This window comes from Candidatus Manganitrophus morganii, assembly GCA_021651055.1.
In the GTDB taxonomy this organism is placed as follows: Bacteria; Nitrospirota; Nitrospiria; order SBBL01; family Manganitrophaceae; genus Manganitrophus; species Manganitrophus morganii.
The window spans coordinates 3,117,282-3,141,364 of the sequence record JAJHOH010000001.1 but is presented as its reverse complement, the minus strand read 5'-3'; the positions used below and the strand labels follow the sequence as shown (position 1 = coordinate 3,141,364).

The following is a 24,083-nucleotide window of genomic DNA, read 5'->3' as shown; positions in this document are numbered from 1 at the left end:
TTTCTATAAATCAGAGAGCTTCTTTTCCTGAAGCGTCTCTTTTAATGTTTGATTCATCAACGTTTCGGCAAGCTGCTTCGTCGACTGATCGAGCCGGTCGAGCGCTTCGCGCACGCGATGATGGTCTGTTCCGTTCATCGCCTCTTTTAAACCGGCCATGCTTTTTTCAATTTCCGCTTTTTCGGCCGGAGCGATCAATGCCGCCCCCTGGGAGAGGGCCTTCTCCGTATGACGCAGCACCGACTCCGCTTCGTTTCGCGCTTCGATGAACATCCGTTCGTTGAGATCCGCACGGGCGTGCTCGATCGAATCGGAGATCATCTTTTCGACTTCTCCATCGGTCAATCCATAAGTCGGCTTCACCTCGATCGACTGCGCCTTCCCGCTCCTTAACTCCTTGGCGGTCACATTGAGGATGCCGTTGGCATCGATCATGAAGGTCACCTCAATTCTCGGAATGCCGGCCGGCATCGGATCGATCTCGGTCAGATTGAATTTCGCAAGGCTCCGGCAATCTTTCACCAACTCCCGCTCCCCCTGGACAACATGAATCGAGACCGACTTCTGCCCGTCCACAAAAGTCGTGAACGACTCCTTTGCGCTCGTCGGGATCGTGGTATTTCTCGGAATCAACCGGCTGACGACCCCGCCCATCGTTTCAATCCCGAGCGAGAGGGGGGTCACATCGAGCAGGAGCATGTTGGTGATCCCGCCCGCGAGGATATCGGCCTGGACGGCGGCACCGAGCGCCACCACCTCGTCCGGATTCAACTCGCTGTGAGGGGTCTTCTTGAAGAGATCGGCGACCTTTTTTCTGACCAGCGGAATCCGGGTCGATCCACCGACCAGAATCACCTCATCGACCTGTTCCGGTTTGAGATGGGCATCGGCCAGCGCCTGACGACACGGCCCCAAGGTCTTCTCGACGAAGTCATTGATGAGCGTATCGAAATCGGTCCGTGAAATCGTCCGGCGATAATCGATCTTTTTATCGGGAAAAGAGAGCGCAATCTCCGCCTTCTCTTCGAATGAAAGCCGGCACTTGGCCTCCTCCGACGCCAACCGGATCTCCTGAAGAACATCAGGCGAGTTGGAAAGATCGGTTCCGCTCTGAGCCGAGATCTCGCGAGCGATCAGGAGCATCAGCTGTCGATCGACATCATCGCCGCCGAGATGGGTATCGCCGTTGGTCGAAAGAACCTCGAAGATGCCGTTTTTAATCTTCAGGATCGAAACGTCGAACGTTCCCCCGCCGAGATCGTAGACGACGATCGTTCCTTCTTTCTTCTTCTGGAGTCCATAAGCGAGCGATGCAGCGGTCGGCTCATTGACGATTCGAAGCACTTCAAGCCCGGCGATCTTCCCGGCGTCTTTGGTTGCCTGCCGCTGGCTGTCGTTGAAATAGGCCGGAACGGTAATGACCGCCTGGCGGACCGGCTCTTTGAAGAATGCCTCCGCCCGCTGCTTCAGCTCTCTCAAGATAAAGGCGGAGATCTCCGGGGGGGTATAGAGCTTCCCGGCGACGGAAATCCGGACGACCTCCTGCTGCCCTCCCGAGAGCGCGTAAGGGACGAAGGATCGATCGCCGCCGACATCTTCCATCCCCTTTCCCATGAAACGCTTGATCGAATAAATCGTTCGATCCGGGTGGGTGATCAGATGTTTCTTCGCCTCTTCTCCGACGATCACGCCGTCGGGTCGGCCTTCCCATCCAAATGAGACGACGGAGGGGAGAATGACCCTCTCTTGCGCGTCCGCGATGACCCGGGGAGTTCCTTTGTCCATGTAGGCGACCAGGCTGTTCGTGGTCCCCAGATCGATTCCCACCACTCTCGGCATCTAACTTCCTTTCTCTAACGTTTCAATTCCGGTTTGAATGTCGTTCAATACTCGATCGAGATAAGCGCGGCGCGACACGATTTTCTTCATCCCTGAAAGAAGCCGCCGCTGTTCTTCCGTCCATTCCCTTTTCTCCGAAATCTCTTGGAGCCCGTCCCATTCGGTCGCAATCCGCTCCAGCGCCTGCTTCCCCTGATCCTGAATCTGCTCAAACCGGGCTTGCTCATTCGTAAGGGCATCGCGGAGTTGCCCCCTTCGGCTCGAATCACCCGAGCTTTCTTTCACACTCTCCAATAATTCCTGCAGTTCTAAAATCTCATCAAAAAGATCGGCCGGCGCCTCCGTTGAAACGGCGTTTCCGCCATCGAACTGTTGGATTAAATACTCCGTTCTTTGAAGAGGATCTCTGAGCGTGCGGTAGGCCTTATTCACAAGGGCCGAATTCTCGAGGCTGATCGCCTGCTCCTCCGAAGATTTCTTTTGATAGAAATCGGGGTGGAACTTGCGGCTCAATGCATAAAACGTCGCTTCGAGCCCGGCCGGATCGATCTTCAAACGAGGCCCGATTCCAAACAGGGTAAAATAGTCGATCCCTTCTGGAAAAGGCTGCAAGGCGGCACATTCGGTGCAGACATCGAGCGACGCGATCGGAGCACCGCACTTCCAACAGGCTCTTTTTGTGATTTCCGATGTTCCAGAGAGCTTCAATTTAAAATCCCAGGTCTAGAAAATAGAACGGCCCCTCACGGGGCCCTTCCGAGATCCACAATCACCCTTTTCTCGGCTGCGGCCTCGCACAACTTAGGCCGCCGAGTGTCACTCTACCCTATTCCTCAGGTGAACATCATGCAGAGAAAGACTCGCCGCATCCACAGCTGCGCTTCGCATTCGGATTGAGAAATTTGAAACCTCCCCCGACCAATTCTTTGCTGAAGTCGAGCGTCGTTCCGGCAAGGTAAATCGCGCTTTTCTGATCGACGATCACCCGAAGGCCGTCCACCTCGAAAGAAGTATCGTGGGGGGTCACCTCTGTTTCAAAATTCAGGTTATACGAGAGACCCGAGCAGCCGCCTCCCTGTACCCCGACCCGCAAACCGGCCTGGCCGAGGTTTTTTTTCTCAATAATCTCTTTGACCGCCGCCACCGCATTCGGCGTAAGAGCGATCACCTGCTCCTGATTCGTTGTCGATTCCATCTTGCCTCCTGCTTAAGCCAGACCGTTTTTCTTCTTATAATCGGCGATGGCGGCCTTAATCGCATCTTCCGCCAGAACCGAGCAATGTATTTTCACCGGAGGAAGATTCAGCTCGTTGACGATGTCGGTATTTTTGATCCCCGTTGCCTCATCGAGTGTTTTCCCCTTGAGCATCTCCGTGGCCAAGCTGGAGCTGGCGATGGCGCTGCCGCAGCCGAATGTCTTGAATTTGGCATCTTCGATGACGCCGTTGCTCACTTTCAATTGAAGCTTCATCACGTCCCCGCACTCCGGCGCGCCGACGACTCCGGTTCCAACTTCAGGAGCGTTCTTGTCAAGCGACCCGACGTTTCGGGGGTTATTGTAGTGGTCGATCACTTTATTGCTGTATGCCATTTCGCTTCTCCTCTACCCCTGAAATAGATGATCAGATTAATGTTGTGTCCACTGAACATTCTTAAGATCAATCCCCTCTTTGGCCATCTCATAGAGCGGGGACATCTCTCGAAGCCGTCGAACCGTCTCGACCACGCGTTGAACGACGTAGTCGACTTCTTCTTCCGTATTGAAACGTCCCAACCCAAATCGAAGTGAAGAATGGGCCAAATCGCTCCCAACCCCCAAGGAGCGTAGAACGTAAGACGGCTCCAACGTGGCGGTGGTACAGGCCGATCCTGAGGAGAGGGCGATCTCTTTCAAACCCATCAAAAGTGACTCTCCTTCGACATAAGCAAAACTCATATTGAGATTACCCGGCAACCGTTGAATCGGATCTCCATTCAAATAAACCTCATCCAACCCCTTGAGAATCCCCTGTCTGAGTCTCTCCCGCAGCTGGGTGAGGCGGGCCGATTCTTCAACCATCTCTTTGTCGGAAAGCTCGCACGCCTTTCCAAAACCGACGATCCCAGGGACATTGAGCGTACCCGATCGCATCCCCCGCTCATGCCCTCCGCCGTCGATAATGGGCGCGATTCGGACACGTGGATTTTTCTTCCTCACGTAAAGAGCGCCGATTCCCTTCGGGCCATACATCTTGTGGGCCGAGAAGGCCATCACATCGATTCCCATCGCCTGGACATCCACCGGAATTTTACCGACCCCTTGTGTCGCATCGCAATGGAAAATGACCCCTCGTTCCTTGGCAATTTTGCCGATCTCGGCCACCGGCTGGATTACGCCGATTTCATTGTTTGCCATCATCACCGAGATCAGGATCGTCTTTTCGGTGATGGCCGCTTTGAGCAGATCGAGATCGACCATTCCATCGGCCTTGACCGGAAGATAAGTGACTTCATATCCCATCTTCTCTAGACGTTTGCAGCTGTCCAAAACCGCCTTGTGTTCAGTGACCACCGTAATAATATGGTTCCCCTTCTCCCGATACATCTCGGCGACCCCTTTGAGGGCCAGATTGTCCGACTCGGTTGCACCGCTGGTGAAGATAATTTCTTTCGGATCACAATGAATCAGATGAGCAATCTGTTCGCGTGCCTGATCGACCGCTTTTTCGGCTTCCCAGCCAAACGCATGATTTCGACTGGCGGCATTACCGAACTTTTCGACAAAATAGGGAAGCATCGCTTCCAGAACACGGGGGTCCATCGGTGTGGTCGAATGATTATCCATGAAAATAGGGAATTTCAACATAAACTCCTCTAGTAAACGGTCAGCGAACCGTAATTTCTTCGATGACTTCCTCTCGATACATTTGATCGAGGGTTGTCTTATCTAAAAGCTCGATAATTTTGCTTTCAATTCTGCGGAGCGGGCTTCGGACCGTACAACGTTCCGTTTGTAAACACGTATTCTCTCCATCATGGCACCGGATAATTTGGACGGGACCCTCTATCGCTCGGATCACCTCACCCACGGTGATCGCCGAGGGTTCTTTGGCAAGGATATATCCACCCTTCGGTCCATTTTGGCTGACGATGACCCCTTTTTTTGCAAGCCTCTGAAGTATTTTTGCTAACAATTCCAATGGGATATTATATATTTCCGAGATCGTTCGGGTGTTTGCGATGAACTCTTCCCCTTGGCAGGACATATAATTGATTGCCATGAGCGCATAGTCTGTCTTTTTTGTTAGTTTTAGCATAATGCTCTCTGATAAAGAGAATCGCCGACCATTTTAATCGGCGACTAGTTTAGTCGGATATAAACATAACACAGCACTTTACCCATGTCAACCGAAAATTCACGGCCGATTTGGAAAAATCTAGGGGTGGAGTTTTTCGATTTCTGCTTTTGCGATTTTATTATTTGGATCTCTTTTGAGGGCTTCTGCGAAGGAAGTGACCGCCTTCTGTGTCAATCCGGTCTTACTGTAGATCAGACCTAACTCCACATGGAATTCGGTCCTGGTGGGATCTAAGGCAACCCCCTTTTTTAGAATTTCAGCTGCATCGCGCAGCTTGCCTGGAATGCGCGCCATTGCTTGGCCGTACCGCAAATAATAGATCGCTTTATCGATTCTTTCCGGCATCTTATCAATGGCTTCCTGAAAGAAGTAACAGGCGTCCCGAAGATCCCCTTTCTGGAGCGCGGCCTGTCCACGCGAAAAAAAATCCCGATGTGTCGGCTCCGCCTGTTTCTGATTTTGTTTTCCACTTGCCAGCTCGGAATCGTAGACCTTCCTCTTCTTTTCTACCAAGAGCGTGTCGTAGGCCTGGGTGATCCGGACGAAGAGGCTTTCCAGTTCTTTTTTTACCTGACCCATTTCGGCTTCAAAGTGACGATCCGGATGGTATTCCTTTGCCAACCTAAAATAAGCCTTCTTAATCTCGTCTCGACCCGCCGAGGGGGTCACCTTTAATATTTCGTAATAATTCTGATTCTCCATCTGCAGGTAAGCTTCACGAATCTTTTGGACGGTCGCCTCTTTCTCCTCGTCGAAAAAAGCTTGCTTTAGAACTTCCTCTTCGACGGCAGGAGGCACCTCTTCCGTTTCTTTTTGATGATCTTGATGATGGTCCTGCCGATCGACTTTTTCGGCCCCTTCCGTTTCTTGGAGAGCCGGCTGTAAAATCCCCGCCGTGATAAAAAAATAGAGCACCCTGGCGCAATCCATCGACGACATCGTTGATCCCGAAAGAACGTCACGCAAAGTCCGCTCCCCGTTTATCAAACGGAGGAGATCACGCTCGGCCGCGCTGAGGTTCACACTCTGAAAAAGAGAGCGGGGATCGTTGGAAAGGTGTAGGACACTATTAAGCGGAGGGAGATCGCGGATCAACCGGTTCCAATCCTGGATCCGCTTAATCCCATCCAGAATAATATCCCCCGTGCTGATCTGGAGCGTGATCACCTCCTCCGAAGGGAGCGGTCCTTCTATAAATTCATAATCTCCCTCGACCCAGGTAAAAGGGCTCAAAACAATCTCTCTTACCTGAAAGACCACCCCTTCGAAGAGATCCTTCGGAGCAATGAAACCCTGTTCAACCAAAATGGTTCCTTGCCGCTTGCCGGTCTTCTTCAGCAGATCGACGGAAATCTCGTACTGCCTAAAGTTGATCTTCCCTGCCTTCAGGAGCACCTCTCCCAAACGATCATCGGAGTAGAGTGAAGAGGCAAAAATAATGTCCCCCTCCTGGAGAAAGATCGACTTGTTCAAATCGTTTCGTTTGAGGGTGAGAACGCCGGTTTTAAGCTCGCTTCGAAGAAGCTGCAGGAGGACCGGCAACCGGGTGTCCCGGAGCCGGCCGGAAGGAAGGATGGGGGTTGCGGTCATTGTTCTCAGCTCTGTGTAGAAGCTCTTTTCAACACCTTGGCTCTCTTTTCCCACAAGAGAAGCAGCGGGCTTGCAATAAACCAGGAGGAATAGGTCCCGACGATCAATCCAAAAAGCATCGCAAGAGCAAAATCACGGATGACCTCTCCGCCGAAGAAGAAGATCGCCAAGAGAACCAAAAATGTGGTCACGCCGGTGATGAACGTCCTGGAGAGGACCTCATTGATGGAGCGGTTGACAATCTGCTGGAACGATTCCTTCTTCTGCAGCCTGAGATTTTCCCGGATCCGGTCAAAGACGACCACCGTGTCGCTCAAAGAGTAGCCGGCAATGGTCAGGAGGGCGGTGACGATCAAGAGGGTGATCTCCTTGTTCAGGAGAAAGAGAATTCCCAGAACGACCAGGACGTCGTGAAAGGTCGCGAGGGTCGCTGCAATCCCAAATCGGAATTCAAATCGGAACGCGATATAAATAATGATTCCGATGATCGAGATCGTGACCGCCAACAACGCATCTTTCCGAAGTTTTTCTCCGATGGTCGGCCCGATTTCGGTGCTGCTCTCCACCGTAAATTGATTCCCTGAAAATTTTTTGTTCAGCGCCTCCTGAACCTGCTCCACCACATTTTTCTGGACGATATCCTGCTTCAGGCGGACCAGCAGCTTATTCTCCGCGACGACTTCTTGAAGTTCGGCCCCTTTCACCCCCCCTTCTTCCAGGGCGGCTCTGGCCTCCTCGATCTGGATCGGCTGTTCGAATCTGAGTTGGATGGCGGCCCCCCCGGCAAAATCGATTCCGAGATTCGCCTCTCCCTGAGAGATTCGCACCAGGGCCACGAGACCCAACGCGACCAGCACCCCTGAAAGGGCGAAGAAAAGATGGCGTTTTCCGATAAAATCGATGTTGGTATTTTTAAATACTTGAAACATAAACCTCCTTATACATCCGCGGACAAAAGAACGAACGGCCGCGTCAGATGCTCAGCTTCTGCAGCTTCCACCGGCTGTTGATAAAATCATAAACCACTTTGGTCCCGATCAAAGAGGTAAAGAGATTGATCATCACACCGAGCGAGAGCGAAACGGCGAATCCCTTGATCGGACCCGTCCCGAAGAGAAAGAGGACAAAGGCCGTAATCAGCGTCGTCACATGGGAGTCAAAAATGGAGGAGAAAGCCTTGTGGTAGCCCCCATCGACCGCCAGCCGAACCGGTTTTCCCGCCCGAAGCTCATCCCGAATCCGCTCGAAGATCAACACGTTCGAGTCGACCGACATCCCGATCGTCAAAATAATTCCGGCAATGCCCGGCAGGGTCAGGGTCGCATTCATAGCGGCCATCGCCCCCAGCAACAAAACAATATTGAGAACCATCGTCAGGTCGGCCAACAAACCGGAGGCCCGATAATAAATAATCATGAACGAGACGACCAGGAGGGTCCCAATCATCCCCGCCTTTAATCCATTCTCGACCGAATCTTGCCCCAGGGAGGGTCCCACGGTCACGTTCTGGATGATTTTTACCGGCGCCGGAAGCGCACCGGCCCGGAGAACGATCGATAGGTCGTTCGCCTGATCCATCGTAAACGTGCCGCTGATCTGAGCCCGGCCGCCGGAGATCCGCTCCTCAATGACCGGGGCGGAGTAGACCGTGTTGTCGAGAACGATCGCCAGGCGCCGGCGCCGGTTCTCTTCCGTCACCTTCTCAAATAACCTTGCGCCGACCGGATCAAAGGTGATGGCGACATACGGCGCATTGAACTCCCCGATCGACACACGGGCGTCACTCAACAAATCTCCCGACAGCGCCGCCTGGCGCTTGACCAGAAACGGGCGTTTGACGACCTTGCCGGTCTCTTCGTTCTCCATCCGTTCAAAGAGGATCTGGTCGTCCGGAGGAATTTGGGCTTGATACTCCTGAACAAAGGCCTCTTCCTGGTCCGCCTCGATCTCGAACGGAAATTGTCGCGCGATCGGGACCTGATCATCGACCAGCTTGAACTCGAGCTGGGCCGTCCGCCCGATCAATTCGATCGCCCGCTGCGGCTCCTTCACCCCCGGAAGCTGGACCAGGAGCTCGTTGGCCCCTTGCTTCTGAATCAGCGGTTCGGTCACGCCGAATTGGTCAATCCGGTTCCGGATCGTCTCCAACGCCTGGGAGGTGGCCGACTCCAGAATTCGGTTGACCTCCGATTCCCGAAGCGTGAGAACCATCTCCCCCGAGCCTGATTGCTTCGTCGCCAGGTTGGGATAGTCTTCATCGAGGATTTTAGAAATCGCCTCTTTGTTTTCCGGAGCAAAGGAGAGAAGGATATCCCTTCCTTCCCTTCGGATCGATTGCGCGGCCAGATTCTTCTCCTCCAATGATCTCTTGAGGCTCTCGGTGGTTCGCTCCACCGTGTTGTCGACCGCTTTTTCCCCTTCGACCTCCATCACCAAATGCATCCCCCCTTGGAGATCGAGCCCAAGGGTAATCCCCTTGTCCGGGAAAAACCGGCCCCACCAGGAGGGAAGCTTCGAGTAGAGCGGGGTCGACGGAAGGAAGAAAACGATCGAGACAAAGACCGTGAGCAGAATGAAAACCAAACGTCCTCGGATTCCTTTCTTCATTTCGCCCGCTCCTCGGCCCCTCCGGCCTCTGCGGTTTGAACCTCTTCAATGTAATTTCGTCCCACTTTCACCCGTACCCCCTCTGCAATCTGAATCGTCACGACATCTGGGGAAAGATTGGTCACCGTTCCGATGATCCCTCCCGTGGTCGTCACGCGGTCCCCTTTTTTTAATGCCTCGATCATCGACTTCCGTTTTTTCATCTTCTTTTGTTGAGGCATGACCAAAAGAAAATAAAAAATAACAAAAATTAAAATAAACGGGATAAATGAGAGCATCGGATTTCCGGGCGCCGCCGGCGCTCCTCCCGCCTGTGCCCATGCAGTTGATTCAAACCATTCCAGCAACGCAACCTCCTAGTAGTATATCCGGAATTAAAAAAATGGGGGGTGAAAACACTCAGGCTTCCGACTCCGCCCCTTCGATCTCCGGATTCGCTTCTGATAGAATTCGTTTCGGAAACTCCCCAGCGTGTTCTTCTCAATCGCCTGACGTAAACCCTCCATGAGGGTGAGATAATAATACAGGTTATGCAGGGTATTCAACCGAATTGCCAGGAGCTCTTTTGCCATGAAGAGATGTCGCAAGTAGGCCCGCGAAAAGTTTCGGCAGGTATAACAGCCGCAATCGGCGTCGAGCGGCCGGTCATCTTCCGTATACCGCGCATTCTTAATATGAATTTCCCCGCGAGAGGTAAAGAGCGATCCGGTCCGCGCGTGCCGCGTCGGAAGAACACAGTCGAACAGATCGACCCCCCGCATCACCCCCTCCACCAGATCTTCCGGTGTGCCAACCCCCATCAAATAACGGGGGAACGTCTCCGGAATCAGCGGAACCACTTCGTCTAAAATATGGAGCATCTGCTCCTGCGGCTCTCCCACCGAGAGGCCGCCGATGGCGATCCCGTCAAATCCGATCTCCAGCAGACCTTCGGCCCCTTTTTTCCGAAGATCCTCGTGGAAGCCCCCCTGGACGATGCCATAAAGGAATTGGTCACCCCGTCGATGCGCCGCTTTGCAGCGGCGGGCCCAGTCGAGCGTCCGTTCGAGCGAGGCGACCGTCTTCGCGTAGTCGGACGGATAGGGCAGGCATTCATCGAAGGCCATGATGATGTCGGCCCCCAATCCCTCCTCAATCTCGATCGCCTTTTCGGGTGTAATAAAATGGCGCGAGCCGTCGAGATGAGACTGGAAAGTCACCCCCTCGTCGGTCACCTTCGTCAGAAGATTCAGGCTGAAGATTTGATAGCCGCCGCTGTCGGTGAGGATCGGACGGTTCCAGCCGATGAAGGAGTGAAGTCCGCCGCGCCGCGCGATAAATTCGTGTCCCGGGCGAAGGTAAAGATGGTATGCATTGCCGAGGATGATCTGCGCGCCGAGCCGTTCGAGATCTTCGGGCGACATTCCTTTGACGCTTCCCAACGTTCCGACCGGCATGAAGGCCGGGGTCTGAATCTCGCCGTGAAGGGTCCGGACCACCCCCCGCCGCGCGGGTGTCTCCTTGGTGGAGTGAAGGAGCCGGAAGTGCTCCCCCGCGTGTGCTTCTTTTTTCCCGGTCGCCGTATCGATTTCAATCCGCTCCATTACATCCGCTCCGGCGCGCGCACCCCTAAAATGGCCAGGGCATTCCTTAAGACGATCTGGACCGCCGCCATCAAGACGAGCCGGGCGCGCGTTCGGGGAAGATCCTCCGTCACCACGCGATGATCGAAGTAATAGCGATGGAGCATTCCCGCCAACTCCTGAAGGTAGAAGGTCAATCGGTGAGGCTCCAATACCTCCGCGGCCGATTGAAGCAGATCGGGATAATTGGAGAGCTGTTTGATCAGCGCCTGCTCCTCCGGAAGATCCAAAACCGTCAGATCGGCCAATTTCGCATTTTGAATCTCCTCTTCCACATTCAGTCCCCGTTCGGTCGCCACGCGGAGGATGCTGCAGACGCGGGCGTGCGCATACTGAACGTAATAGACCGGGTTTTCGGTAGAAGCCTTCTTGGCCAAATCGAGATCGAAATCGAGCGACGTATCGGATCGGCGCATCAAAAAAAAGAACCGGGTCGCATCGACCCCCACCTCATCCATCACCTCTCTTAACGTCACGAACTCACCGGAGCGCTTCGACATCGCCACCGGCTTTCCTTCGCGGAGGAGATTGACCAATTGGTGGATCAGGATATCAAGCCGATCGGGAGAATAGCCCATGGCGGCGGCGACCGCTTTGACCCGGGCGATGTAGCCGTGGTGGTCGGCTCCCCAGATGTCGATCAGCCGATCATATCCCCGCTCGAATTTGTTCCGGTGATAAGCGATGTCGGATGCGAAATAGGTCATCTGCCGATTGCTCCGCATCACCACCCGGTCTTTATCATCCCCAAAGCGGGTCGTCGCGACCCAAAGGGCGCCGTCCTGCTCATAGAGAACCCCCGCCGATTTCAGGAATTCAAGGGAGGCATCGACCTCTTTGTTCCGGTAAAGATCTTCTTCGGGAAACCACCGATCGAAGCGAACACCGAATTGATCCAGGTCCCGCCGGATCCATCCGAGGATCGTCTGATAACTCGTCCGAACGAAAAAAGAAAGGTGCTCCTCCTCGGAACCGGTCAGATACCGGTCCCCGGCTGATTTCTTGATCTCCTCGGCGATCTCGATAATATAACTACCCCGGTAACTCTCGTCCGGAAAGGTCACCTTTTCGCCGAAGAGCTCCCGGTAACGAAGATAAGTCGATCGGCCCAACAGATTCATCTGATTGCCGACATCATTAATATAATATTCCCGGTCCACCTGGTAACCGACCGCCTGGAGAAGAAGGGCCAATGCATCCCCCAATGCGGCCGCCCGGCCGTGCGCGACATGGAGCGGGCCGGTCGGATTGGCGCTGACGAACTCTATCTGGACCTTCTTTCCCCCCCCGATCGAGGTCTGACCGTATCGGCCTTTCTTCTCTCGGATGTCGAGGAGGCTTTGATACCAATGGTCCTTGCTCAGGAAAAAATTGATATAACCGGGGCCGGCGATTTCGATCTTTTCGATCAGCGGGGAGCGTCCCTGGAGCAGGGCGACTAAGTCCGAAGCGATTTCCCGCGGCGGACGACCCTCTTCCTTTGAAAGAGAGAGGGCCAATGTCGTCGCAAAATCCCCCTGCCCCTCCCGCTTCGGGACCTCCAAAATGATCTGGGCGCTCTTCCCCTGTTTGAGCTTCCCCTGCTTTCGGGCCTCCGCGATGACCTCCGTCAGGAGACCCGTTAATATGGCTTTCATCGATTCTTCCCGGCATGTATGAAGCCGCCGTGAACAGGCGGCCGACCTTTTATTCTCGGCGAGCGATCTTCACTTGAAGCGCTGAAGAAAAAAGGAAAAACAAGCTTTTGAGTATAGCGGATCTGTTTGAAAAGTCAACTCTCCGGGTCGATTTCTTCAGGAAGCGCTCTTGGCGCCGAACAGAATCCGTCGCGCCTCCTCGAGCTGACGATGATCCCCGAGAAGGAGGAGTTTATCGCCGGCCCGGAGCTCTTCGCTCGGATCGGGATTGATGATCCGATCTCCATTCCGTTCGATCACGATAATACTCGCCCCCGTTCTGCTCCGGAGCTGGAGCTCGCTGATCAGCTTTCCGGAGGCCGAGGATCGCTCCAGGATCGAGAGGGTATCCAACTCGACCTCCTTCAAATTCGCCAGCAGCGGAAGAGACAAACCTTCCGAAGGATGGGGCGGCAACGGGGACCAGACCTCATCCAGGGCGACTTGGGCCAGATTGTGGATTCGAGAGAGTTTCCGCCAAAGCAATGACGAGACCGCGGCGATCAAAATCAGGGAGACAAAGAGGACCGGCCAGGGAGGGAGGAATGTGGCGCTGATCAGAAGGATCCAGAGCGCCAGGAAAATGGTTCCTCCAAACAGAATGGTATTGGCGATCGTGGTTCGGATCGCCGGAGCCCGGACCCCTGCGCCGCTGCGGCGGACGCTGATCTCGGCAAGAAGGAAACCCAACGATTGAAACTTTCGGAAGGTGGCGAGGAGCGGAACAAGGGTGATCAGAAGGGTGATCAACCAGACCAGCGCCTTGGCCCCTCCGATCCACTCGGGAAGCCAGGGCGCTTCAATTCGTTTGGCCAGGTAGGCGGCCACCAAAAAGGCGCCGGTAATCAAGGCCATGTTCAAACCGATCTGCCAGGCCAGCCGCCGGGCAAGACGCTTCGCCTGGCTTCGTTCGGCGGTGCTTCCGAGCCGTTTGATCCAGTCGGCGTAGAGGCTCAAAGAGCCGACCAGCGTCCTGGGGGCGGTTCGATCGAACCAATTGACAAACCCGTCTGCGCTTCGGATGAAAAAAGGGGTCAGGAGTGTCGTCGCCGCGGAGACGGTCACCGCGATCGGATAGAGAAATTGGCTGGTGACATTGAGCGTAATGCCGAGCGAGGCGATGATGAAAGAGAACTCCCCGATCTGCGCCAGACCCATTCCGACCCGCATCGAGGTACGAAGATCGTGTCCCGCAATCAGCGTCCCGACCGTACAGGTCACGATTTTCCCGGCCACCACGACAAGTGTAATGACGATAATCGGGGTCGTATACTGCGCCAGGAGGGCCGGGTTGATCTGCATGCCGATCGCCACGAAGAAGACGGCGCTGAACATATCTCGCACCGGGGCGACCAGATGTTCGATTTTCCCGATCTCCCTCGCCTCGGCGATGATGGCGCCGATCATAAAAGCGCCGAGCGCGATACTATAGCCGAACTTGACCGCCAGCAATGAAAATCCGAAGCAAAGACCGAGAACGGTGACCAAGAGCATCTCATTGCTCCTGTATCGGGCGACATACCGGAGAAGCCGCGGCACCGCCAGCAAACCGAAGACAAGCGCGACCACCAGAAAGATCGCCAACTGCCCCGCCGTCAGCAACACCTCCGTCAACTGCAGTGAACCGGTCACGGCGACCGTTGAAAGCAGCGCGATGATCATGATCGCGAGGATATCCTCGACGATCAGGATCCCGAAGATCATCTGGGCGAATTTCTCCTTGGTTTTCCCGAGCTCTTCAAGCGCCTTCAAAATAATGGTCGTGGAGGAGATCGAAAGGATCGCGCCGAGAAACAGGGAATCCATCTTTCCCCAGCCGAAAAGCTGCCCCACCTCGTAGCCGAGCCAGACCATCACGAGGATCTCCAATATCGCGGCGCTGAGCGCCGCGCTCCCCACCTGTTTGAGTTTCCGAAGATTGAAGTCGAGGCCGAGGGCGAACATCAGAAAGATCACTCCCAACTGTGCCAGCGTCTCGATCGAGGCCTCATCGCTGATGAGCGGATAGGGAGGGGTGTGCGGACTGATGATGAAGCCGGCAAGGATGTAGCCGAGCACCACTGGAAGATGGAACCGGTGGAAGAAAACCGTCACCAGACCCGACACAATCATCACAACGGCTAAATCTTGTAGAAGAATAATGTCCCGCATGGCCCTCCGTCGAATAAGAATGGATATTACATCCTAACAAGCTCGTCTTACTTTTTCAATCGATCAGAAAAAAAACATATCGCGTCGGCATATCTCCGCCGCCGAGGAGGCCGCCTATCTTTTCACTTTACATTTTGATAGAATCGGCTATCATACGAACCCAAAATAAAATATGAGGAGGAGATGAGAACAACATCGATCGGAACGATCTTATTCGCCTTGATCCTGTTCTTGAACGGACCGCTGCAGGCGGCCCCGAAAGCGCCTGCCAAGGGCGCGGAGAAAAAAACCGAGAAAGCGCTGGAGAAAACGCCCGGGGTCTCGATTCCCTCTCTCGGCAACGACCATATCCAATCGATCGATTCCCCCCATCCCCCTTATAACAGCAAGCCGCCGACCTCCGGACCGCATGTCCCCTTCGTTGCAAAATGGGGGATCTATCGGCAGCAGATTCCCAACGAACTTCAAGTACACAACCTGGAAGACGGCGGCGTCATGATTCAATACGACTGCCAAAATTGCGCGGAGATGATCCAGAAGTTGGAAAATCTTGGAAGAGAGTACCTCAAGATGTCCCAGATGACTCCGCAGAACAACCGTTTTGGGCATCTCATCGTCGCCCCCTACCCCGGCATGGAGACGCCGATCGCGCTGACGGCCTGGGGAAAAATCGACAGACTGAATGAATTTGACGAAGCCAGAATCCGCCGCTTTATTGAGGCATACGTCGGGATTGACCACCATCCGCGCCACACAGAATAAACGCCCCACCGCTCCATCGCTCCCATCGAATCCGGCGCTTGTGAAGAGGCGACTTCTCCCCTTCGCGCTGGCATTTTTATCCGGTTTATTTCTCGCCCTCAGTTTTCCACGCTGGGAACTCTTTCCGCTCGCCTGGGTCGCCTTCATCCCCCTTTTTTTCGCTGTCCGGAATGTTTCTGCGGCCCGATCGTTTCTGATCGGCTGGACGGCCGGATTGGTTTATTTTTCCGGCACCCTCTCCTGGGTCACGATCAGCATGACCCGGTACGGCAAGATCCCCCAGCCGATCAGCTATCTGCTGATGTTACTCTTGGTCGCCTATTGCGCGATCTACGTCGGACTCTTTGCGGCCGCGAGCCGATTTCTCTTTGAAAAAAAGCGCGGGTGGGCGCTTCTGCTGATTCCGGTCCTCTGGGTCGCGCTGGAATATGCCCGCGGACAGCTTCTCTCCGGTTTTCCCTGGGCGGCTCTCGCCTATTCGCAATATCGCTTTCTCCCCTTGATTCAGATCGCCGATCTCGCCAGCATCTACGGGGTCGGATTTCTGATCGTGCTGGTCAATGTCGGCCTCTTTGAAGCGATCCGGGAGGGATGGATCGAGCATCGGATGGCATGGCGTGAACTGATTTTGGCCGGAGGGCTTTTCCTCCTCAGCCTCGGATACGGCCTCTATCGCTTGGATCAGCCGATGGGAGAAGCGCGAAGCGTAACGGTCGCGGTGGTCCAGGGAAATATCGAGCAGGATCAAAAGTGGGATGTCCGCCTGCGCGATGAGACGGTTCAAAAGTACAAACGTCTCTCCCTCGATTCTGTTGAAAAAGGAAGCACGCCTCCGGAGTTGATCGTCTGGCCGGAATCGGCGGCCCCTTTCTTTTTTCAGACGGAGGCCACCCTTCGAAACGAGCTGCTCGACTTCGCCCAAGAAGGGAAATTCTATCTTCTCTTCGGAAGCCCCGCCTTCACGCCGGCGTCCTCGGGACAGATGGCGCTTTTGAACAGCGCCTATCTTCTCTCTCCGGCCGCCGAGGTGGTGGGGCGCTACGATAAGATTCACCTGGTTCCTTTCGGAGAATATGTCCCTCTTTCTTCCATTCTCTTCTTTGTCAATAAACTGGTGGAGGGGATCGGAGAATTCATCCCCGGACGCGATGCGACGGTGATGGAGGTGGCCGGAACGCGTGTTGGAACGGTGATCTGTTTTGAAGTGATCTTCCCCGAGGTGGTTCGGCGGTTCGCCCAAAACGGGGCAACGGTGATGACGACGATTACGAACGACGCCTGGTTCGGCGATTCCGCGGCCCCTTACCAGCATTTCTCGATGGTGGTCTTTCGCTCGATCGAAAATCGGGTTCCCTTCGCCCGCGCGGCGAATACCGGCATCTCCGGTTTTATCGACGCGCATGGGCGGATCATAAAGCAGAGCCCCCTCTTCACCGAGGCGGCGCTGACGCAATCGCTTCACCCCGGCACGCGACGGACCCTCTACACCGCCTACGGAGATGTTTTCGCGATCGGTTGTGTTATAATCGCCCTGGGATTTGTATCGTTTGTTTATCGAGAAAAGAGGAGAAAAACCGATGCTGATTGAATTACAACAGAACTTCGAAGCGGTGCGGCAGGAACTCGAACAGCTCCGGAGCCATCTTTGACCTCGCCGACCATCAAGAACAGATCGAGAAATTAACCTCCGAATCGAGCGATCCCAATTTTTGGAAAGATCCGTCGGTCGCCCAGAATAAGCTCGCCCTCAAGTCACGCTTCGAGAAGGAGATCAAGCGCTGGAACGAAATTGAGACCCGCTTCGAAGAGACCTCCGTAATGTTGCAGCTGTCGGAGGAGGAGGCGGATGCTTCGCTTGAGAAAGAGATCGAGGCCAATCTTCAGCGGCTCACATCGGAGATCGATCAGTTCACGATCGAAACCCTTCTCTCCGGCGAGAAAGATTTCAACAATGCGATCGTCACCCTCCACCCGGGGGCGGGGGGAACCGAATCTCAAGACTGGGCGCAGATGCTGATGCGGATGTATGTCCGCTGGGCCGAGCGGAAAGGGTATCGGATCGAAACCCTAGACTTGCAGCCGGGAGAAGAGGCGGGAATCAAAAGCGTCACTTTTTCCGTGAAGGGACCGTACGCTTACGGATATCTGAAATCGGAAAGCGGGGTTCACCGTCTCGTTCGGATCTCGCCGTTCGACGCCAATAAACGGAGACACACCTCCTTCGCATCGGTCTTTATCTCTCCTGAAATCGAAGATGATCCCGACGTGGTGATCGACGAGAAGGATCTTCGGATCGACACCTATCGCGCCAGCAGCGCCGGAGGGCAGCATGTCAACAAGACCTCTTCGGCGGTGCGGATCACCCATTTGCCGACCGGCGTCGTCGTCCAATGCCAGAACGAGCGCTCCCAACTCCAGAATAAAGCGGTGGCGATGACCGTTTTGAAATCCCGGCTCTATGAAATCCAGCAAGCGCAAAAAGAGGCGGCGTTGTCAAAATTGACCGGGGCGGGGGAGAAGAAGGAGATCGGATGGGGGCATCAGATCCGGTCGTACGTCTTTCAGCCTTATCAGATGGTGAAAGACCACCGGACCGGCCTTGAGAAGGGAAACGTGACGGCGGTCATGGACGGGGAGATCGATCCGTTTATCGAGGAATATCTGAAGGGGCAGAAGAAGCGTTCGGGTTCATGAAAAAACCGTCGAGGAGGTTCTTGACCTCCTTAATCGTGAACGGCTTTTGAATAAAAAGATTGCCGGTCTCTTCGAGGAATGAAACCGTCTCCGGGTTGGCGATATCTCCGGTGATAAAAACCACCCGCTTGGCCATGTCGGGAAAGCGTTCCTGAATCTTAAAATAAAGCTCCTTCCCGTCCATCAGCGGCATTTTCATGTCGAGAAAAATGGCGTCATACTTCTGATCTTTTAATTTGCTCGCCGCTTCCCGACTGTCCAATGCCTGGTCCGCCTCATATCCGATTTTGGACAGAAGGTGGGTGAGCAGATCGAGAAGGAGCTGCTCATCGTCAATAATCAGGATTCTCTTGGCCATGATCCCTTTTGATGGCATCCATGCCCTGCGCGATCGGCCATGTTACGCTTCTTGATCGATTTTAACCAATCCTTTTTGAATCGCGTATCGAATCAACTCGGCCAGGTTTCTGAGGGCAAGTTTATTCATGATATTGGCCCGGTGGGTCTCCACCGTCTTAACACTAATCTGAAGCTTTTCCGCCACTTCCCTATTTTTAAAGCCGTCCGCGACAAGACGCACAATTTCGGTTTCACGCTTCGTTAACGATCTCTTTTCCGGCATTCTCTTCCTCTTTATGCGTTCAACATGAATAGGTTATGATCCAAGGGGAGGAAACAATCGTGTTAAAAAATGGGATTAAAAAGGGTGAGGAAAAAAACGGATGGAACTTTCGCCGATGCCTTCGTCTTTCCATCATCAAAACCAGTTTTCCAGGATAACCGGACAACCGCTCTAACCCTTCCCGCCAATCCGACCTTTTTCGGGGACCGACCCCGCAACTTACCCGTCGATTCCGGGGCAAACCAGATGTGATCCGGACAAGGGATATTCCATCTGAGGGTAAAAACGCTAATACTTATAACTGATTGCGATTCATTTGTAAATCAGGGGAGTCCCTGACGGTCGTTCAAGCAAACGGGAAGGCGCAAAAGCGGGGATCACCTAGGGCGGTGCGCTACAGTTCCTGCGCGTGAGGTCCTTCAACCCAGCCTTTCTGAATGGCGTATCGGATCAATCCGGCTGCGTTGTGGATATTCAATTTTTGCATGATATGGGACCGGTGCGTTTCAATGGTCTTTGCGCTAAGAGAGAGTCGGGTGGCGATGCGCTTGCTGGTATAACCCTCCGCAATCAGCTGAAGGACCTCTCGCTCTCGGGTCGTCAGCGGTTGAGACCGCGTCGTGACGGGCCGTCTCACCCCACCGCCGACATAATCTTCAATGATCGACTTTGAAACGGCGGGGCTCAGATAAGATTCCCCCCGATCCACGGCGTGGATCGCCGAGACCAGCTCTTCGATGGGAGAGCCTTTGAGCAGATAACCCGAAGCGCCCGATTGAAGAATTTTGAAGATATATTCCTTCTCCGCATGCATCGTGAGAATCAAGATCTTCATTTCGGGAAGCCGCTTTTTAATCTCGCGGGTCGCCTCCAGGCCGTTGAGGCCGGGCATGCTGATATCCATGATGATCAGGTCGGGAAGGAGCTGCATGGCGATTTCCACCGTCTCCTCGCCGTCTTGCGACTCCCCGACAATCTGTAGCTCCGGATAGGTCTCAAGAAGTTTTTTCATTCCCTGCCGGACGATGGTATGATCGTCGGCGATCATGAGCTTTATTTTTCTCGTCACGATCCCCTCTTTACGATCGGAACCTTGATTGAAATCCGCGTTCCCTGTCCCAGGTCCGAGTCGATGAAAAAGGTCCCCCCCGCCAATTCGACCCGCTCCTTCATTCCCAAAATCCCGAGACCCCGCCGGATCATCGGCGGAGAAGAAAAGTAGCGCTTCACCTCAAAGCCTTTTCCGTCGTCGGTGATGTAGAGATGGATATGGACATCCTTTTTTTCCAGGGAAAGAATGACCGATTCCGCCTGCGCATGTTTGGCGACATTGGTCAGGGCCTCTTGGATCACCCGATAAAGGAGGATCTCGATTTTCGCCGAGAGCCGCTTCTGCAGCCCGGTCGTCTGGAGGTGGACGGCGGTCCGGGTGCGCTTCGAATACTCCTCGATGTACCAGCGGAGCGTCGGCACCAGGCCAAGTTCGTCCAGAATGGCGGGACGCAAATCGTAGGAGAGTCGCCGGAGCTCTTCCATGATCTTTCCCACCTGGGATTTGACCTCCTCGATTTTCTCCCGGACCGCTTTCTCGGAAGGGGGAAGCTCCTTTTCCACCCACTCGAGATTCATCTTGATTCCGGTCAGCGCTTGCCCCGCTTCATCATGCAGCTCCTGAGCGATCCGACGCCGCTCCTCTTCCTGGATATTGACGATCGCGGAAGAGAGGGTCTGCAGGCGCTCCATGTGCTTGGTCACCGCCTGATAAAGGGTGGCATTTTCAATGGCGACCGAGACCTGATTGGCCATCGTGACGATCTTCTGGATCTCTTCCGGAGTGAACTGTCGGAAATAACGGGTTTCATCTAGAAGAAGCACCCCGATGACCCGCTCTTTGATAATGAGGGGGACCGATAAAAGAGATCGCGACTTAAAAAGATCGATCCACTTCTTGCTGATCCTCGGATCTTGCGGGGCGTTCTCGATCACAAAGGAGTGTTGCTCCCTCGCCGTGAGGGAAAGGAGCGTATTCTCATTCATTTTGATTTCCACCTTCCGGATCGCGTCCCCCCGCTGATCCGACGCGGCCACGCCGTAGAGAAGGTTTCGTTTGTCGTCCACGGAGAAAATATAGCAGTTGCTCGCCCCGATCATCCGGGTCAGGCTGTTGGCGACCGAAGAGAGCAGTTGATCGAGGTGAAGACTTTTCGTGATCGACTGGCTAACCTCATTCATGATCGTCAGATCTTCGACACGCTGGCGCGCCTGATCGAACAATTTCATATTGTCGATGGTAAAGCCGATCTCTCTGCCGACGAAGCCGAGGACGCCCAGATCACTTTCGGTGAAGAGCCGGCTCCTGCTGAACAAGGAGAGGGTCCCCCAAATCTGTCCCGAAGCCTGGATCGGCACCCCCATATAGGCGAGAAGACCGTCCTCTCCGACAAATCTCTTTTTTAAAGGGCCCTTCACATCCTCCGCGACAACAAGGGTGGGTGATTTTTTCTCCACAATCTTTCCGATCACATTTTCGCCGACTTTTGCCCCCTGTTTTTCAAGGCGCTGCGCTTTTTCGGGAGATAGGCCCTTTTGCGCAACCAGGAGGAATCGTTGTTTCTTATCGTCGAACCGGAGAAGATACCCTCCTTCTATATTCATCAGCGAGAGGATTTTTTCTAAAGCAGTCCGGAAAACATCTCCTTCCTGGAAGGAGCGGCTGAGGCTGGCAAAAAGCGACTCCAACAGATTCAGTTCGATTTTCTTATCGGAGAGATCTTTCTCCAAGACGTCGATCTCTGTTGCATCTTGTGCTGAGATCGTCACGCCGGCCATCTTGGTCTCTTTTAGATATGGCGAGAGCTGGACATTGAGAATCCGCCTTGACTCGCCACGCCTTAAGACTTCCAGATGGAAAGGGGGAAGATTCCTTTGACCCGACTTGAGGGCTTCCACCTGGCCGGAAAAGGTGCTCAGTCCCGTCGCGGTCAGGTGCTGAGAAAAGGGGGTCCGATGGACCTGTTCTTTTTCATAACCGAGGAATTGAGCGAATTCGGAATTGATCGAAACGATCCGGCCGCTGAGATCCAGACCGGCGGTCAAACGGGGCGTTTCCGGCGCGGCGGCGGAGGGGACGCCTTGTTGTTGAGTGACAAACGGGGAAATCAGCTTCGCAATCATCAGAAAGAGATCTCGATCTTTCGGCGTCATTGCATCGGGCTTCGCATAACCGACCGAGAGCGACCCGAGCACTTTCCCTTCCGACTGGAGGGTGGCTCCGCCGAAGCTCTGAATGTTCATCCCCCGGATGATCTGACCGATGAAAACGGGATCTTTTGAGATTTCATGAGAAAAAAGGGCGGGGCCCTGCTGGAGGATGATCGTCGGAAGAGACTGCCAGGCGCGAGGGATAAAACCATTCTTCCCGAAATCTTTCGGCATTCCCCGATGGGAAAGAAGGACCCACTCCTTCGCTTTTTCCTCCCGGCTAAACAGAAGAAGAATGTCCGAGCCGAGGACTTTGAAGATTTGGTCTAAGAGGAGATTTAAGAATTGGGGGGGATCGCGAACCAATTCGGCATGGTCCGCCATAACTTGAAGAATCGGCTCTAGTTTTTCAAAGGGAGAGGATGACGCACGATTCTCACTGGGAGGAGGCTCATAATCGGCCGAATTACTGAAGGAGCTTCCGCTGTCTTCCTCCATTGGGACAGGTACCTGTTCTTCGTACATCCTTAATCCTTACCCGCTCACACCCTGTGTCCTTCAAAATCGTATGGTACTTGCCTCTGCGATAGTAAGGGGGTGGAACTTCCTCTCTTGGCCAGTTCATGAGTGAGGGTGTCTGCCGCAATTGAGTTCATCCAGAGGGACTGGATGCGGATCATAGTCGGCGGTGACTTTAACATAGATCCCTCTGAATGTCAAAGCGATTTTGAATATCGCCTGATCAAGGAAGAAGTGATCCTCTCGTCCGAAAAGCACTGTCCCGGACGGCGCTCCGAGCCGATTTCTAAGAGATCATGCGGCAAGCCTTCCGCGCGGAAATCCTCTCTACCGCACAGCAAAATATTTAGGCGACTTCCCTCTCCTCCTCATAGAGAAGGGGGCGCTCCCGCACCCTGAGCCATTGCTCTTTGGGAATGCTCATGAAAACACGGACAATCTCAGGATCGAATTGGATCCCCGCCGAGCGTATAATTTCCGCACGCGCCGCCTCAAAGGGGAGCGCCTTTCGATAGGGGCGATCGGAGGTCATTGCATCAAGCGCATCGACAATTGCAAAGACGCGCGCCCCCAGCGGAATCTCCTCTCCCTTCAGCCCCCTTGGATAACCGGACCCGTCAAAACGCTCTTGATGACTGTAGACGATCTCGGAGGCTTCCCTCAAAAAGTCGATCCTGGAGAGCAGCCGCTTTCCTAATTCCGCGTGGGTCATCATGATCTCCATCTCCTGCTTGGTCAGCTTTCCAGGCCGGAGGAGAATATCGTCGGGAATGCCGATCTTGCCGATATCGTGCAGGTAAACCCCTCTCTCCAACACTTCCAGTTCTTGACCGCTCATGCCGAGAGTGCGCCCTAGAAGAAGGGCATAATGCGTCACCCGCCTTGAGTGAGCATGGGTGCCGATATCGCGGGTATCGAGTGCGGAGCCGAGCGCTTCGAGTGTGGCCCGATAACTTGCCTGAATCTTCTTTAAGGCATCGTGCAGCTCACGGGTCCGCTCCTCCACCTTTTTTTCAAGGTGAAGTTGATACTCTCTGTTCTCGATAATCAATCTTCGACGCTGAAGCGCCTTCTCGACACTCAGGATCACCTCATCCAAATTGAAAGGTTTGATGAGATAATTGTCGGCACCCAACCGCATTGCCTCAATGGCGGTTTCCGCCGCATGGACGGCGGTGACCATGATGAACGACAAATCGGCATCGGCCGCTTTGGCCTCTTTCAGCAAGTCAATCCCCGACATGCCGGGCATGAGGATATCCGACAACACCAGCTCGAAAGACCTCTCTCCTAATAGTGAAAGGGCCTCTTCACCCCCTTCGGCGCGATGACACTCATATGCTTCATTGGAGAGAACCTCGAAGAGGATGTCACGGATATTTTCTTCGTCATCTACGATTAAGATCGTTCCTTTTTTTTCCATCATTAAAGCCCAATTATTCACAAATCTGCTACGTATTCT

The 24,083-nt window shown here is 54.1% G+C and carries 21 protein-coding genes; 3 read left to right on the top strand and 18 right to left on the bottom strand.

Translation table 11 applies throughout. The features are described 5' to 3' along the window. Nucleotides 1–3: 3 nt before the first annotated feature. The 13 genes from hscA to MCM46_14450 all read right to left on the bottom strand — a co-directional run bounded on the left by hscA (nt 4) and on the right by MCM46_14450 (nt 14,823). Nucleotides 4–1,839: a Fe-S protein assembly chaperone HscA gene (hscA, locus tag MCM46_14510; GenBank protein MCG3113026.1), complete on the bottom strand. Its 1,836-nt coding sequence runs from the start codon at nt 1,837–1,839 to the stop codon at nt 4–6. Next, the gene (hscB, locus tag MCM46_14505; GenBank protein MCG3113025.1) at nt 1,840–2,547 is read right to left on the bottom strand and encodes a Fe-S protein assembly co-chaperone HscB; all 708 of its coding nucleotides are present in this window, start codon (nt 2,545–2,547) and stop codon (nt 1,840–1,842) included. Nucleotides 2,548–2,683: 136 nt separating this feature from the next. Continuing rightward, the gene (locus tag MCM46_14500) at nt 2,684–3,034 is read right to left on the bottom strand and encodes an iron-sulfur cluster assembly accessory protein (protein ID MCG3113024.1); all 351 of its coding nucleotides are present in this window, start codon (nt 3,032–3,034) and stop codon (nt 2,684–2,686) included. A gap of 12 nt (nt 3,035–3,046) precedes the next feature. After that, entirely contained in the window at nt 3,047–3,430 is a 384-nt protein-coding gene (gene iscU, locus MCM46_14495) for a Fe-S cluster assembly scaffold IscU (protein ID MCG3113023.1), read from the bottom strand. Between the two features lie 36 nt (nt 3,431–3,466). Further along, a complete protein-coding gene (locus MCM46_14490) occupies nt 3,467–4,681 on the bottom strand; it encodes an IscS subfamily cysteine desulfurase (GenBank protein MCG3113022.1) in 1,215 nt (404 codons plus the stop codon). 22 nt (nt 4,682–4,703) lie between these two features. Continuing rightward, complete coding sequence (locus MCM46_14485) at nt 4,704–5,135, bottom strand: Rrf2 family transcriptional regulator (GenBank protein ID MCG3113021.1); 432 nt, start codon at nt 5,133–5,135, stop codon at nt 4,704–4,706. A 120-nt stretch (nt 5,136–5,255) separates the two neighbouring features. After that, nucleotides 5,256–6,767, bottom strand: coding sequence for a DnaJ domain-containing protein (locus MCM46_14480; protein MCG3113020.1), 1,512 nt, complete (start codon nt 6,765–6,767; stop codon nt 5,256–5,258). A 5-nt stretch (nt 6,768–6,772) separates the two neighbouring features. After that, a complete protein-coding gene (gene secF / locus MCM46_14475) occupies nt 6,773–7,696 on the bottom strand; it encodes a protein translocase subunit SecF (GenBank protein MCG3113019.1) in 924 nt (307 codons plus the stop codon). Between the two features lie 43 nt (nt 7,697–7,739). After that, entirely contained in the window at nt 7,740–9,374 is a 1,635-nt protein-coding gene (secD, locus tag MCM46_14470; GenBank protein ID MCG3113018.1) for a protein translocase subunit SecD, read from the bottom strand. Further along, a complete protein-coding gene (gene yajC, locus MCM46_14465; GenBank protein MCG3113017.1) occupies nt 9,371–9,721 on the bottom strand; it encodes a preprotein translocase subunit YajC in 351 nt (116 codons plus the stop codon). The genes secD and yajC overlap by 4 nt, the downstream gene beginning before the upstream one ends. Nucleotides 9,722–9,748: 27 nt before the next feature. Further along, nucleotides 9,749–10,957 (bottom strand): tRNA guanosine(34) transglycosylase Tgt, encoded by a 1,209-nt coding sequence (gene tgt / locus MCM46_14460; protein ID MCG3113016.1) that lies wholly within the window; start codon nt 10,955–10,957, stop codon nt 9,749–9,751. Then, entirely contained in the window at nt 10,957–12,633 is a 1,677-nt protein-coding gene (argS, locus tag MCM46_14455) for an arginine--tRNA ligase (GenBank protein MCG3113015.1), read from the bottom strand. The genes tgt and argS overlap by 1 nt, the downstream gene beginning before the upstream one ends. 156 nt (nt 12,634–12,789) lie before the next feature. After that, the gene (locus MCM46_14450; protein ID MCG3113014.1) at nt 12,790–14,823 is read right to left on the bottom strand and encodes a cation:proton antiporter; all 2,034 of its coding nucleotides are present in this window, start codon (nt 14,821–14,823) and stop codon (nt 12,790–12,792) included. A gap of 183 nt (nt 14,824–15,006) precedes the next feature. Here MCM46_14450 and MCM46_14445 point away from each other — a divergent pair, with 183 nt between their 5' ends. From MCM46_14445 to prfB, 3 genes are all read left to right on the top strand, one after another. Next, nucleotides 15,007–15,585 carry a DUF3105 domain-containing protein gene (locus tag MCM46_14445; GenBank protein MCG3113013.1) on the top strand — a complete coding sequence of 193 codons (579 nt, stop codon included), beginning with the start codon at nt 15,007–15,009 and terminating at the stop codon, nt 15,583–15,585. Between the two features lie 40 nt (nt 15,586–15,625). Further along, the gene (gene lnt / locus MCM46_14440; protein MCG3113012.1) at nt 15,626–17,173 is read left to right on the top strand and encodes an apolipoprotein N-acyltransferase; all 1,548 of its coding nucleotides are present in this window, start codon (nt 15,626–15,628) and stop codon (nt 17,171–17,173) included. Beyond that, a protein-coding gene (gene prfB / locus MCM46_14435) for a peptide chain release factor 2 (protein MCG3113011.1) occupies nt 17,163–18,279 on the top strand; the annotation gives its coding sequence in 2 pieces (ribosomal slippage) (nt 17,163–17,222 and nt 17,224–18,279; 1,116 coding nt in all). The genes lnt and prfB overlap by 11 nt, the downstream gene beginning before the upstream one ends. Here prfB and MCM46_14430 read toward each other — a convergent pair. The 5 genes from MCM46_14430 to MCM46_14410 form a co-directional block, all read right to left on the bottom strand. After that, the gene (locus tag MCM46_14430) at nt 18,233–18,637 is read right to left on the bottom strand and encodes a response regulator (protein ID MCG3113010.1); all 405 of its coding nucleotides are present in this window, start codon (nt 18,635–18,637) and stop codon (nt 18,233–18,235) included. The genes prfB and MCM46_14430 overlap by 47 nt on opposite strands. 42 nt (nt 18,638–18,679) lie before the next feature. Next, complete coding sequence (locus MCM46_14425; GenBank protein MCG3113009.1) at nt 18,680–18,901, bottom strand: response regulator transcription factor; 222 nt, start codon at nt 18,899–18,901, stop codon at nt 18,680–18,682. Between the two features lie 394 nt (nt 18,902–19,295). Beyond that, nucleotides 19,296–19,970, bottom strand: coding sequence for a response regulator transcription factor (locus MCM46_14420; GenBank protein MCG3113008.1), 675 nt, complete (start codon nt 19,968–19,970; stop codon nt 19,296–19,298). Beyond that, complete coding sequence (locus tag MCM46_14415) at nt 19,967–22,627, bottom strand: GAF domain-containing protein (GenBank protein MCG3113007.1); 2,661 nt, start codon at nt 22,625–22,627, stop codon at nt 19,967–19,969. The genes MCM46_14420 and MCM46_14415 overlap by 4 nt, the downstream gene beginning before the upstream one ends. 340 nt (nt 22,628–22,967) lie before the next feature. Beyond that, nucleotides 22,968–24,047 carry a response regulator gene (locus tag MCM46_14410; GenBank protein MCG3113006.1) on the bottom strand — a complete coding sequence of 360 codons (1,080 nt, stop codon included), beginning with the start codon at nt 24,045–24,047 and terminating at the stop codon, nt 22,968–22,970. Between the last annotated feature and the right edge of the window lie 36 nt (nt 24,048–24,083).

Coding starts and splice junctions, on each gene's coding strand:
- tgt (MCG3113016.1), bottom strand. CDS start 10,957: ATGGAGCGGATTGAAATCGATACGGCGACCGGGAAAAAAGAAGCACAC.
- argS (MCG3113015.1), bottom strand. CDS start 12,633: ATGAAAGCCATATTAACGGGTCTCCTGACGGAGGTCATCGCGGAGGCC.
- MCM46_14415 (MCG3113007.1), bottom strand. CDS start 22,627: ATGTACGAAGAACAGGTACCTGTCCCAATGGAGGAAGACAGCGGAAGC.
- MCM46_14480 (MCG3113020.1), bottom strand. CDS start 6,767: ATGACCGCAACCCCCATCCTTCCTTCCGGCCGGCTCCGGGACACCCGG.
- secD (MCG3113018.1), bottom strand. CDS start 9,374: ATGAAGAAAGGAATCCGAGGACGTTTGGTTTTCATTCTGCTCACGGTC.
- MCM46_14445 (MCG3113013.1), top strand. CDS start 15,007: ATGAGAACAACATCGATCGGAACGATCTTATTCGCCTTGATCCTGTTC.
- secF (MCG3113019.1), bottom strand. CDS start 7,696: ATGTTTCAAGTATTTAAAAATACCAACATCGATTTTATCGGAAAACGC.
- MCM46_14425 (MCG3113009.1), bottom strand. CDS start 18,901: ATGCCGGAAAAGAGATCGTTAACGAAGCGTGAAACCGAAATTGTGCGT.
- MCM46_14410 (MCG3113006.1), bottom strand. CDS start 24,047: ATGATGGAAAAAAAAGGAACGATCTTAATCGTAGATGACGAAGAAAAT.
- MCM46_14500 (MCG3113024.1), bottom strand. CDS start 3,034: ATGGAATCGACAACGAATCAGGAGCAGGTGATCGCTCTTACGCCGAAT.
- MCM46_14485 (MCG3113021.1), bottom strand. CDS start 5,135: ATGCTAAAACTAACAAAAAAGACAGACTATGCGCTCATGGCAATCAAT.
- hscA (MCG3113026.1), bottom strand. CDS start 1,839: ATGCCGAGAGTGGTGGGAATCGATCTGGGGACCACGAACAGCCTGGTC.
- iscU (MCG3113023.1), bottom strand. CDS start 3,430: ATGGCATACAGCAATAAAGTGATCGACCACTACAATAACCCCCGAAAC.
- MCM46_14450 (MCG3113014.1), bottom strand. CDS start 14,823: ATGCGGGACATTATTCTTCTACAAGATTTAGCCGTTGTGATGATTGTG.
- MCM46_14430 (MCG3113010.1), bottom strand. CDS start 18,637: ATGGCCAAGAGAATCCTGATTATTGACGATGAGCAGCTCCTTCTCGAT.